10 protein-coding genes are annotated in these 12,052 nt (G+C 43.6%); 9 read left to right on the forward strand and 1 reads right to left on the reverse strand.

Annotated features, from left to right (window positions below):
* The first annotated feature begins 259 nt into the window (after positions 1-259).
* The 9 genes from dnaQ to Q6344_08730 all read left to right on the forward strand — a co-directional run bounded on the left by dnaQ (position 260) and on the right by Q6344_08730 (position 10,054).
* Positions 260-1,819 carry a DNA polymerase III subunit epsilon gene (dnaQ, locus tag Q6344_08690; protein WLG12684.1) on the forward strand — a complete coding sequence of 520 codons (1,560 nt, stop codon included), beginning with the start codon at positions 260-262 and terminating at the stop codon, positions 1,817-1,819.
* 160 nt (positions 1,820-1,979) lie between these two features.
* Positions 1,980-3,662 (forward strand): hypothetical protein, encoded by a 1,683-nt coding sequence (locus Q6344_08695; GenBank protein ID WLG12685.1) that lies wholly within the window; start codon positions 1,980-1,982, stop codon positions 3,660-3,662.
* Between the two features lie 252 nt (positions 3,663-3,914).
* Complete coding sequence (nudC, locus tag Q6344_08700; GenBank protein ID WLG12686.1) at positions 3,915-4,940, forward strand: NAD(+) diphosphatase; 1,026 nt, start codon at positions 3,915-3,917, stop codon at positions 4,938-4,940.
* Between the two features lie 109 nt (positions 4,941-5,049).
* Positions 5,050-5,898, forward strand: a complete 849-nt coding sequence (locus Q6344_08705) for an RnfABCDGE type electron transport complex subunit B (GenBank protein ID WLG12687.1) — start codon at positions 5,050-5,052, stop codon at positions 5,896-5,898.
* Positions 5,899-6,009: 111 nt separating this feature from the next.
* A complete protein-coding gene (gene nth, locus Q6344_08710; GenBank protein WLG12688.1) occupies positions 6,010-6,705 on the forward strand; it encodes an endonuclease III in 696 nt (231 codons plus the stop codon).
* Positions 6,706-7,032: 327 nt separating this feature from the next.
* Entirely contained in the window at positions 7,033-7,629 is a 597-nt protein-coding gene (locus Q6344_08715) for a DJ-1/PfpI family protein (protein ID WLG12689.1), read from the forward strand.
* Positions 7,630-7,791: 162 nt separating this feature from the next.
* Positions 7,792-8,958 (forward strand): methionine adenosyltransferase, encoded by a 1,167-nt coding sequence (gene metK / locus Q6344_08720; protein ID WLG12690.1) that lies wholly within the window; start codon positions 7,792-7,794, stop codon positions 8,956-8,958.
* Between the two features lie 87 nt (positions 8,959-9,045).
* Complete coding sequence (locus tag Q6344_08725; protein ID WLG15187.1) at positions 9,046-9,402, forward strand: DUF3144 domain-containing protein; 357 nt, start codon at positions 9,046-9,048, stop codon at positions 9,400-9,402.
* A gap of 319 nt (positions 9,403-9,721) precedes the next feature.
* Positions 9,722-10,054 carry a hypothetical protein gene (locus Q6344_08730; protein ID WLG12691.1) on the forward strand — a complete coding sequence of 111 codons (333 nt, stop codon included), beginning with the start codon at positions 9,722-9,724 and terminating at the stop codon, positions 10,052-10,054.
* 123 nt (positions 10,055-10,177) lie between these two features.
* Here Q6344_08730 and Q6344_08735 read toward each other — a convergent pair whose 3' ends face one another.
* Positions 10,178-11,833: a BCCT family transporter gene (locus Q6344_08735; protein ID WLG12692.1), complete on the reverse strand. Its 1,656-nt coding sequence runs from the start codon at positions 11,831-11,833 to the stop codon at positions 10,178-10,180.
* Positions 11,834-12,052: the final 219 nt, after the last annotated feature.

Raw genomic sequence — 12,052 nt, forward strand, 5'->3', positions numbered from 1 at the left:
AAACCACTGTTTTTTTCTGCTGCGTAGTCAATACTGTTTGATACTGTGTGTCGCAACACAGCTCATTTTAACAGAAAATAGCAAGGTTACTATTATGATCTGTGCTTTTGGCGACTTTGTGCATTACGATTGCCCACATCAACGATAGATTTGTTATACTCATTCCCAAAATATAACGGAATCGCTGGTGTAAAAACAACGCTAGCAAAATCCCTCCAACCCTCCCTATCTTTATCAATTTTTAGGTCAATAATTTTTTATGTCAGACAATCGCACCTCAGCGCAGCCATTCAACACCAGTAACGCGATGAATCCGTTGGCCGCCAAATCAAACACCACCGTGGCCTATACGGATGGTGCCTGTAAAGGCAATCCAGGCGCGGGTGGCTGGGGCGCACACCTCATTTTTAGTGATGGACGTACACAAGATTTGTACGGCGGTGATAAAGAGACGACCAATAATCGCATGGAGTTGATGGGCGCGATACAAGCATTGACCCATAGCCCGCATGAGCACAACCTCGAGATTTGGACAGACTCAAGCTATGTCAAAAAAGGCATCACCGAATGGATAGAGGGTTGGAAAAAAAGAGGCTGGAAAACGGCAAGTAAAAAACCCGTCGCCAATCAAGACCTTTGGCAGCAATTAGACAAGCTATGCCAGCAGCGCGATGTTGACTGGCATTGGGTAAAAGGTCACGCAGGACATGCAGGCAATGAAAAAGCGGACGAGCTGGCAAACTTAGGCGTGACGTCCAGCAGTGAAGAATTATCGAGCATAGAGCCGCAAGACACGGCTAAAAAAAAAGGGCAAATAATGCCTAATACAGCGCAAAATGCTGCTCACGATGACTGGCTAAGTTTCGATCCACTGGGTCTGGATATGACAGATGATGAGCTTGACGAAGATGTCATAGACACTGATAACGATACAAACCCTGCCGATGATATGATGAGTAAAATAGAGATGCCGGAAACCCAAACGTCTATGACTGATGCAACGATAAATGATCATGTGCCTGCTACCGTTACTGGCATAGAAGAAGCTAATACACCAAAATTTGACGGCGACACCAGCCGTGCCAATCCGTATTTCATACCGCTGCTACCCAAACCTATCCATCGTCATGAGTCTGATCGCCAGCTCATTATGGATACTGAAACCACAGGTCTTGATCCGTTAAAAGGCGACCGTATTATCGAAGTCGGTATCGTGGAGATGATCGGGCGTAAATTTACGGGTGAAAAGCTCCACGTTTATATCAATCCACAGCGCGGCATGGATGACGAGGTCATTCGTATCCATGGTATTTCTGAGGCATTTTTGACCGACAAACCTACCTTCGATCAAGTTGCTCAGTCGCTCTATGATTTTATGGACGGCGCAGAAATCATCGCTCATAACGCCACTTTTGATATGAACTTCTTAAACATGGAGTTTGCCAAAGTTGGTATGAACGACTTTGCCGAGCGCGTACAAGTGACTGACTCGCTGGTCATGGCAAAGCAGCAATATCCTGGGCAAAAAAACACCCTAGATGCTTTAGTGCGTCGCCTAAATGTGGGAAAGCAAGATCGTACTTTTCACGGCGCCTTACTTGATTCAGAGATTTTAGCAGAAGTTTATCTGGCGATGACAGGTGGGCAGGTTACACTCGCCATTGAAGAAGACACGCAAACAGATGGCGGGCAGACAGCACACGCCAGTTTTGCCAATTTAGCGTCTTTGTTGCTAGAGTCTTCTATGGATGAAAATACCAATCAAGAGTGGTATGCCGCGCTCGCAGAAGCGTATCCTGAGCTAAAAGCCAATATGTAGTCGCCGTATAAGCTGATGATATCAATCTTTGAGCAATAACATTTGTATAATATAGGCTTGATTATTGTTATATTAAGCGTTAAAACGTTACCAGCAAGTGCTTTTTCGATCATCATCTAAACCATCGCCATTCTCATCAGTACATTATGGAAAAACACCTATGAACCAGTCTGCGCAAATGAAGTTAACGGCCCCAACGCTTAGTGTTACTGATTTCAATCTACCATCGCTACATTTGTTGCATGATGAGATCATCGTAACCTTAAAAGATACTGAGATTCATCTGAGTGAATTTAATGATGATAATAGTCAAGCCCCTTTATTATTAGATTCTATCACTGTGCTAAAGCAGCTGTCTTGCATCTTTGAGCTGATATCTTTGGTTGGTGCAGAGGCTTTGAATACCGCTATTGTCAATGGTTTACAGCGCCTCTATGATAATGGTGATAATAACGATACCAGCTTGATTATGGACTTATCAGAAGCCATTATGACACTGGATCGCTATATCGAGTTTGTACTTTTGACAGAGTCGGTAGAGCCAACCTTGTTACTGCCTGTTATCAATAAACTCAATGCTCACGGGCAAGAAACCCCTATCACAGCAGACTATTTTGCAGCCTTTGGTAGCAGTAGTGTCATCATTGCCAACCCTGAACAAAACTTCCAACCACTTGACGAGCTTAACCTAGACACTGAACTACTAACTTATGCTTATCGTAGTGGTCTTGGAGTCGCTCTGCTCAATCAAGATGGCAACGTTAGCTCAGACGATCAGCAGAAACTTGACGCCATGAGTGCAGCGTGTGCTTTGATAGCATCAAACACCAGCAGTCTATTTTGGCAAGCGGCCACCGCAGCTGTCACGGACATTGCCACAATATTACCGTTAAACCTGAGTCAAAAACACACACTGATTTATTTAGAGCAGCAATTTCAAAGCTACTTGCCTGTGATGGACAAACGGTTTGCTGATTTGGTCAGTTTTGCTTGCCAGCGTGACAGTGATGCGGCGCAACGACTGCGTGAGCAATATGCCAGCAACCACTTGGAAAGCGCGCAACTTGAGCAAATGAAACGTTTCTTATTCGGTCCTAATCGCGCCCTGACCGATACGCTGAACACCATCATTCAGACTCAAATTAATACCATCAAAGAAAATGTGGATAGCTACGCACGTGGTGATTCATTGAACCCTGTCGATATGCAAACCGCACAGATTATCGAAGAGCTAACAGAATTGAGCTCAGCGTTACGCTTGCTTGGTTTATCAAATGCAGCCAATAGTCTCAGCGTAGCAGCAGAAGCTGTTAGTCATTGGCAAACGCCCTCGCCTGATGATTTCGATCACTTGCTATTGGCATTAATGCATGCGGAAAACGCCACTATTGCAATGGCAGAAATGCACACACCAGGGGCCATCTATTTGCCACTGAATAACCCGCATATCTCTTTACATCAGCTCAATACGGCTAATGATACTTTGATACAAGAAAGTCGTTCCGCTATTGCCAGTGCAGAACAAGCCATTAACGATTATTTGGCTGAGCCAGAGCGCGATATGCTCAATATTCAGAACATACCTGAGATGATGCGCCAAGTGGCAGGGGCTGTGCGCTTCTTACAGCTACCAACACCTGCCAGCATGCTCAGTCAATTGGCCAATTATCTTCAGCAACGTATCGAAGGTGGACAACGTATTGAAGACAGTACGCTCGCTTGTATCGCTGATGTCATTATGGCCGTCGATCATCATCTAGATGGTTTTGAGCATAATCGTCCGGTCAGCAAACAAGCATTAGATGTGGGACAGCAGAGCTTGAGTCATCTACTGGCAGCCTAATTTCTATCACGCTTAAGCACTAAAATGATATTTAAATGGCGGCTTTGCTGCCATAGCCCTTCATTTATATATAGTCAATCCCATATAATCTGGATATAAACAAGGTGAGTGAAAGCACTACAAAAAATAGTAGTGCTGAGCGAGCCTGACTGACACCGTATCCGAATGATATAGGATTGACTTTACTTCAATTAAAAAAAGTCTGTATCAACACTGATGCGTACTGACCGTAACCGGTTTGGAATTTTACCTATGACCAGCGCTTTTGTATTTAGTGATGATACTGTTTTATGCCGCCAGCTACCTAATGGATGGTGGCCAGTGCAGCTTGAATTACCCCCATCCGCTACACATTCAGACGAGGAGACCCAGCTTGCTTATCAAGTTGGTCATGTCACGCTACTCGAAAGCCTAGCACCGCGTCACTGGTCGCCTGATGTCAAGCATACTAACGCGAGTGTAGATACTCTGAAGTATGCCGATATTTTAGAAAGTTCCGATACTCTAGAAAGTGCCGACAGTTCGATTAATACTCCCCACACCTTTACTGCGCAAGCGGCTAGCGCCATTACTTATGACTATGCAATTGCACATCATATTGCACTGCCCATCATTGCTGAGGGCAGCGGCAATGCGTTTGTTCCTTATCGCCAGCTGATTACTCAGTTGCCCGCAGCTTTGTCCGATCAGCTTAGCCAAGCGATACAGTTATTGCGCTGGCAAACAGATACACAGTTTTGTAGTCGCTGTGCTGCCCCAACCATTCATGCCAAACGAGATGAGCGTGCGATGGTCTGTCCAGTGTGCCGATTGCGCCAATACCCACGTGTACAACCCTGTGTCATCACAGCTATTACTCGCCCGAATCCGCAAACCGGTGAAATGCAGATTTTGCTAGCCCATCATCATCGTTATGGACAGCGAAAAACAGCGCCTCATTTATTACAGTCGCCACAACCGTTACTATACGGTTTGATTGCAGGCTTTGTAGAAGTGGGTGAAAGCCTAGAACACGCGGTGGTGCGTGAAGTGGCAGAAGAGGTGAATATCAGCCTATCAGATATTCGTTACGTCAGCAGTCAGCCATGGCCATTTCCGTCTAATTTAATGCTAGGCTTTCGTGCTTCTTACGCAGCTGGCGAAATTGTTATCCAAGAAGATGAGCTGTCGCACGCCGATTTTTTTGATCTATCAAATTTGCCCAAAATACCCTCAAAAGGTAGCATTGCTTACGAGCTGATCGCACAAATTGCCAATGAGCAAGGTATTTTGCTTTAATTTATAATATCAATGCAGCATTTATCAATATCGTTATTATCCTATTATTCTAATGTCAGCGCTCAGAGCACACTTAGCACTTAGCACTGATATTAAGGTTTTAAAGCATATGCAAAGCACCACTAGTAAAAATAGCACCCACATCCGTCTCACCAATTTGCCAATCTTGTTCGACACTTTGGATATAGAGCGCTTACCTGCGGACATACAAGCGAAAATCTCATATATTGATGCTTGTCTACCGCAAACACAATGTGGACTTTGCGAGCACCCAGACGGCTGCTTGCCCTATGCCGCCGCTATCGTGCTTGACAATGAGCCATACAATAAATGTGTACCCGGTGGTCAACCCGTTACCAAGGCCATTGCTCAAATTATTAATATAGATAGTAATGAAGCGATACTTAGCGCGGCGCCTTCTCAGTGGCCAATAGATGCAACCTCTGAACGTCCGACTGAGGTACGTGCGGTGATCCGTGAAGATGATTGTATCGGCTGCACCAAATGTATACCTGCCTGCCCAGTCGATGCTATTGTCGGTACTGGTAAGCACATGCATACTATCTTTACGGATTTATGTACGGGCTGCGAGCTTTGCATCGCTCCTTGTCCAGTCGACTGTATCGACTTGGTCACTGTTGAACGGGAGCTGTCTAGCTCTGAACGTACCACAGAGCAAGAAGATTTAAGACAGCGCTATCATACTCATTTAAGACGCGTCACCGAGCAGCTGGCTGATAGTAGCAATAGTAGACCTGTGGTCAGCATGGTTGAAGCAAAACTGAACAATGCCGCTAGTCAATCGTTGAATATCAGCGAAGCGCAGGCAAAAAACACCATTGCCGCAGCGAAGCTTCGTAGTAAAATTAAAAAGCTAGAAAAGCAGCTAAGTGTCCGTCCAAATAAGAGCAAACAAGTAGAGCTTGACGCGTTGCAAGTGGAGTTAAGTCAGCTTTAACAGCGTAATTATCATTTGTTAGACAGTCTACCCAACATCGCTAAAATGAATTTATCCCGATATCTTGTATCAGTTATTAACTATCAATAGCCAAAAAATAGTAAGAATACTATGAGTAAAACCGTCAAACATAAAACTGCCGATACCCCGCCATCGAGACGAATGCCCAATCGTGACGTGCGTCCATTTTTTGAAAAGCTGGCAGCGACGATTGATGAGCCAGTTACGGAATTGAATTATAAGAGTAATTTTGAGCTGCTGATCGCGGTCATCTTGTCTGCGCAGGCGACGGATGTGAGCGTCAATATTGCCACCAAGCAATTATACCCCGTAGCAAATACACCTGAAGCAATCTTGGCATTGGGTGAAGACGGTCTAAAATCTTATATCAAAAATATTGGCTTATATAATGCCAAAGCCAAAAATGTCATCAAAACTTGCCGAGACTTAATTGAGAAATTTGACAGCACCGTCCCTGATAACCGCAAAGATTTAGAATCACTCGCTGGCGTTGGGCGCAAAACTGCCAATGTGGTTTTAAATACCGCTTTTGGTCAGCCAACCATGGCGGTCGACACTCATATCTTTCGGGTAGGTAATCGTACAGGACTTGCCACTGGCAAGAACGTCTTGATCGTTGAAAATAAGTTGGTCGAGCGTATCCCAGATGACTTCATCGTGGATGCGCATCATTATCTTATTTTGCACGGGCGCTATACCTGCCAAGCCCGTACACCCAAATGCGGGGCGTGTCCTGTTTATGACGAATGTATGTTTAAAGACAAAGCCAAGTTTTTGGAGCTATAATTTTTAGAACGATCGCTTTTAGAACGATAACTGCTCTAGGGCGTGTCCTCAATTCAATCGATTACTTTCTAAATGGGCAAAAAATGGTTAAATTTTGCCAAACATCGTCAAACAGCTTCTTAATATCTCGATATTATGTGCGCTATTTTCCTTGTTTGACGGCAATTTATCTCATTTTTATCACCATTTTTAAAATGAGGACACGCCCTAGTTATAAAAGGTTTAATTGATCTACTTTATATGAATAAAACATAAATCTCGTGGTTACAAGACGCCATAGACCGCCACTTATCTTTGTAAACGTTATTTTAAAAATCAGGAAGCTAGATGCAGACACTGACCGCGCTATTATTCGATGATTTTGAGACTTTAGATCTATTTGGACCTATCGAGATGCTTGGCTGCTTACCTGAGCATTATCGTCTGCAATTTTCCTCTTTAAACGGCGGCATTATTCATAGTAAACATGGCGTTGCGATGCAAACAGTCGCTATCAGCGAGTTAGCGCATCAGACTGATATCTTATTGATGGTTGGCGGCATGGGTACTCGCCAGCAAATCAATCACCGACCATTTTTGCAGACGTTAACAATCTTGGTTGACCATGCTGATTGGGTACTTAGCGTTTGTACGGGTAGCGCATTGTTGGCTAAGGCTGGCGTCTTAGATGACAAGCGCGCAACGTCTAATAAACTGTCATGGCAATGGGTGATAGCGCAATCTGACAAAGTCCATTGGGCTGAGCAAGCACGCTGGGTTGTTGATGGCAAATTTTATACGTCCTCAGGTGTCAGTGCAGGTATGGACATGGCGCTTGGTTTTATCGCCGACAGACATGACATCGATACAGCGCGCCAGATCGCTCACTATACTGAATATCGCTGGCAAGAAAATAGCGAGATTGATGACTTTTACCATGGTTAATCCATGCCTAGTTACTTCTTAGTATTATCCATCGCTAGAGTTTTACCTCGATACACGGTAAAATGTGCTAATTTTTTTATTCGTTTTCGCCTTTTATTTTTATATACATTTAATAATGACTGAGTTCGTAGAATACAGTCCCTGCAATTAAGCGATCCCATTATGCGTGAATACAACTTATTTACCTCAGAATCTGTGAGCGAAGGTCATCCTGATAAAATGGCTGACCAAATATCAGATGCCATCCTTGACGCCATCTTACGTGAAGATTTGCATGCACGCGTGGCATGCGAAACCTTGGTTAAGACAGGTGCTGTGATACTAGCAGGTGAAGTCACCACGACGGCAAATATCGATGTTGAACGTATCGTGCGTGATACTGTAAACGGTATTGGTTACCACCACTCAGACTTAGGCTTTGATGGCGAAACATGCGCGGTCATCAATATGCTCGGCAAACAATCTCCTGAAATCGCTCAAGGTGTCGATCGTAGCGACCCTGAAGAGCAAGGCGCAGGTGACCAAGGTCTTATGTTTGGCTATGCCAGCAATGAAACTGATGTCTTGATGCCAGCCCCTATCGAATTTGCTCACCGCTTGATGGAACGCCAATCTGAGCTGCGCCGCGCAGGCGAGTTGCCGTGGTTACGTCCAGATGCCAAGGCGCAAGTGACGTTAAGATATGATGGTAGCAAGCCTGTTGCCATTGATGCTGTGGTGCTATCAACACAACACGATCCAAGTATCTCGCAAAAAGATCTGCAAGAAGCAATAATGGAATCTATCATCAAACAAGTCTTGCCTGCTGAATTATTGCATGCTGGCACGCGCTATCATATTAACCCAACGGGTAAGTTTGTGATTGGCGGGCCTGTAGGTGATGCTGGATTAACAGGTCGTAAAATTATTGTTGATACGTATGGCGGTATGGCGCGTCATGGCGGCGGTGCATTCAGTGGTAAAGATCCATCGAAAGTCGATCGTAGTGCTGCGTACGCCGTGCGTTATGTGGCTAAGAATATCGTTGCTGCAGGACTTGCTGAGCGCTGTGAAATACAGGTCAGCTATGCCATCGGTGTCGCTGAGCCAACCTCTATCTCGGTCAATACTTTTGGTACGAATAAAATCAGCAATGATGAAATCATCCGTCTGATTCGCACCCATTTTGATCTACGCCCTTATGGCATTACCCGTATGCTAAATTTATTACAACCAATGTATCAGCAAACGGCGACTTTTGGTCATTTTGGTCGTCCTGGCTCTGAAACTGCTTTTACGTGGGAAAAAACAGACAAAGCTGAGATCTTAAAAGCAGACGCTGGTTTGTAAAAATATAACTTTGCACCACCTACAAACCCTCTTTATAAATTTAAAATTACCGACACTTATTAGGAGTCGCTTATGTCTCAAGACAATATGCAAGACAGCAACATTCAAGACAGCAATGTTGACGCTAACATTGAGATTACCCCTGAAATGCAGGCATTTTATCAACGTGCTGATGCCATTATCGGTATCGCAAACAGTCAGTTGGGTTCTGAAGCGCATTCAGGACAAGTAGGTGCTTCTTTATTATATGCAGCCGCACGTTATAGCGCGTCAGTCGCTTCTATCGGCTTTGTCAAAGGCGATGACTTTGCCAAAGAAAAAGATGATATCGTTGAATTTTATGTCAAACAATATCGCCAAATGCTGAGCGACAACCTGACTGATTATGCGCAGAACTTTGATAAATATGTTCAGCTTAATCAAGATGACAAAGCAGCCAAATAGTTCTATCGCCTTTAGCTGGCATTTATAAAACGGCTGGTATAGTCGGTTCAATTTAAAAGTAGTACAAGGCAACCGAGTGTAGACGTATATTTAATACTTCAAGCGAGGTTAACGCAGTAATATTTTTATAGTGGAATGACTATAGTGATGCTCAAACCCAAGCTTAATCATAGGCTTGGGTTTTTTATTAATCATGATTTGGTAGATGACTGCTGATAAATAGGCTACTATCAATTAAAACCACCTTGTTCATCACATGGTTGCAACCAGCTATCGATAACAGGGACTTACCGAACACTATTTATAAGGACATATGATTATGAACCACTTATTCAAATCATGGCGATTATGCCTGTCATTATTAGGGTTATCAGTCACTATTGCCTTAGCTGGCTGTAATAACATCCAAAGCATCGATACGCCTGACACCGCCCCTATTCATAGCACTGGGCACAGCCAACAGAACAGCGACAACCCTTTTATCAAGTGCCCACCTTACAACCCTGAGCAAACGATGTGTACCGCGCAATATGATCCTGTGTGTGTCAAAGTAAAAACCAGCTCAGGATTTAGTTATCGCACTGCAGGCAACTCATGTTCGGCATGTGGCACAACGGCAGCAGTAGGTTATGTTAAAGGACAGTGCTCATAACCTTGCTTTATAACTTTGTGTAAATACTTTATATCAAACTAAAAAAGACAATTAAATCATATAAAAAAGCACCCGCTTAATCATAGGCGGGTGCTTTTTTATTATTTTTCAGATCAATAAAATCTAACCTTCAGGTTTTTCAATATCAGGTGGACCTGTCAGTAAATCTTCATCACGAAATTCATTGGCTGAATTATGCTCTGCTGACTCTTCGGTGACAAACCACTGCTGGTTGCGATACAGTATCAAACGATCTCGACTCAAGCCGCGTAATAAGGAGTACATCATAACGACTATCACAATCGCAAAAGGGAAACCTGACACAATGGAAGCCGCTTGTAGCGCACTCAAGCCACCTGCTGCTAATAGTACGGCAGCGATGACACCTTCTGTACCTGCCCAAAATAGGCGTTGAATTTTAGGTGGATTGGCATCGCCACCTGAGGTCAACATATCAATGACAAAACTGGCCGAATCCGATGACGTGACAAACCAAAGCACAATCATCACTACGATAAGCAAGTTCAAAGCTGACGTAAATGGATAAGATTCCATCAGTTTAAAGATGGCACTGCCAGTATCTGCTTGGACAGCCTCAATCAAGCCAGGACTGATGAGGTTGGGATCAGCGGCTGCCATTAATTCCATATTAACGGCTGAACCACCGAAAGCGGTGAACCATAAGAACAAAATAGTAATAGGAATTAATAACACCCCTAAGATAAACTCACGAATGGTTCGACCACGAGAGATACGAGCTACGAACACACCGACGAAAGGCGACCAGCTTATCCACCATGCCCAATAGAAAATCGTCCATGACGCTTGCCAGTTTTCTTGACCATCATACGATTCTGTCCAAAGACCTAATGGCACAATTTGATGCAAATAATTGCCAATATTTTCTACAAAGCTATTAAAGATAAACTGGGTCGGGCCTAAAATAATCACAAAGCTGAGCAATATCACAGTAAATAATATATTGGTATCACTTAAGCGCTTAATCCCTTTATCTAGCCCCATAAATAGAGACAGACCTGCCAACATAGTGATTAAGGCAATCAAAATAATTTGCACTGTAATATTATTGGGTATGCCAAATAACGTCTCAAGACCTGAGTTAATTTGCAATACCCCAAGACCTAAAGTGGTCACTACTCCAAACATCGTACCAAATACCGCTAGTGTATCGACCGTATGACCCCAGCCACCATAAATCTTTTTGCCCAATATAGGATATAGTGTCGAACGGATGGCCAGCGGTAAGCCCACTCGGTAATGGAAATAAGCCAATGACAACGCGACCATGCCATAGAGTGCCCACACATGTAAACCATAGTGCAAGAACGAGATATTCATCGCTTGCTTGGCGGCAGCCACTGTTTCAGCTTCTCCTAATGGCGGCGCCATAAAATGGTACAAGGGTTCGGCCGTACCCCAATAGAGCAGTCCAATACCGATACCCGCGGAAAATAGCATGCCAATCCAAGAAACTATATTATACTCTGGTTTTTCATTTTGATGACCAAGCCTGATATCGCCATAACGACTAAATATCATGTAAATACTCATCACCAACGTTAAGTTGACCACCACAATAAAGAACCAGCCAAAACGCAAAGACACGAATGCTTTGGCATGACCAAACAACAATTCTGCTTGCTCATTAAAAAGAGCACCAAAAATAATGAACACAAGAATTAATAATGCTGAAGTTAAAAACACAGGTTTACTTACCCGTGGAAAAGGGCCTAAGCGGCCAACTTTTACATGATCCATTTAGTCATCTCAATTTTTGAAGGGGCTCACCTTAACAAGATACTGCACAACTATCAAATCGAATCAGACACTTTATAACCTTGCTATTGGTCAACAAATAAAAAAAATCCTAAGATAACGATGCATCTTAGGATTTCAAATCACAATTGTTATATTGTGTTTTTACGTAAAAAAATAAGAAGCTAACTGCCTGATTCATTTCATAAAAACAGTATTAAA

Source organism: Psychrobacter cibarius, assembly GCA_030686115.1.
Taxonomy (GTDB): Bacteria; Pseudomonadota; Gammaproteobacteria; order Pseudomonadales; family Moraxellaceae; genus Psychrobacter; species Psychrobacter cibarius_C.

Excerpts from the sequence above, each read along its gene's own strand:
- dnaQ (WLG12684.1), top strand. The coding sequence starts at position 260 with ATGTCAGACAATCGCACCTCAGCGCAGCCATTCAACACCAGTAACGCG.
- Q6344_08695 (WLG12685.1), top strand. The coding sequence starts at position 1,980 with ATGAACCAGTCTGCGCAAATGAAGTTAACGGCCCCAACGCTTAGTGTT.
- nudC (WLG12686.1), top strand. The coding sequence starts at position 3,915 with ATGACCAGCGCTTTTGTATTTAGTGATGATACTGTTTTATGCCGCCAG.
- Q6344_08705 (WLG12687.1), top strand. The coding sequence starts at position 5,050 with ATGCAAAGCACCACTAGTAAAAATAGCACCCACATCCGTCTCACCAAT.
- nth (WLG12688.1), top strand. The coding sequence starts at position 6,010 with ATGAGTAAAACCGTCAAACATAAAACTGCCGATACCCCGCCATCGAGA.
- Q6344_08715 (WLG12689.1), top strand. The coding sequence starts at position 7,033 with ATGCAGACACTGACCGCGCTATTATTCGATGATTTTGAGACTTTAGAT.
- metK (WLG12690.1), top strand. The coding sequence starts at position 7,792 with ATGCGTGAATACAACTTATTTACCTCAGAATCTGTGAGCGAAGGTCAT.
- Q6344_08725 (WLG15187.1), top strand. The coding sequence starts at position 9,046 with ATGCAAGACAGCAACATTCAAGACAGCAATGTTGACGCTAACATTGAG.
- Q6344_08730 (WLG12691.1), top strand. The coding sequence starts at position 9,722 with ATGAACCACTTATTCAAATCATGGCGATTATGCCTGTCATTATTAGGG.
- Q6344_08735 (WLG12692.1), bottom strand. The coding sequence starts at position 11,833 with ATGGATCATGTAAAAGTTGGCCGCTTAGGCCCTTTTCCACGGGTAAGT.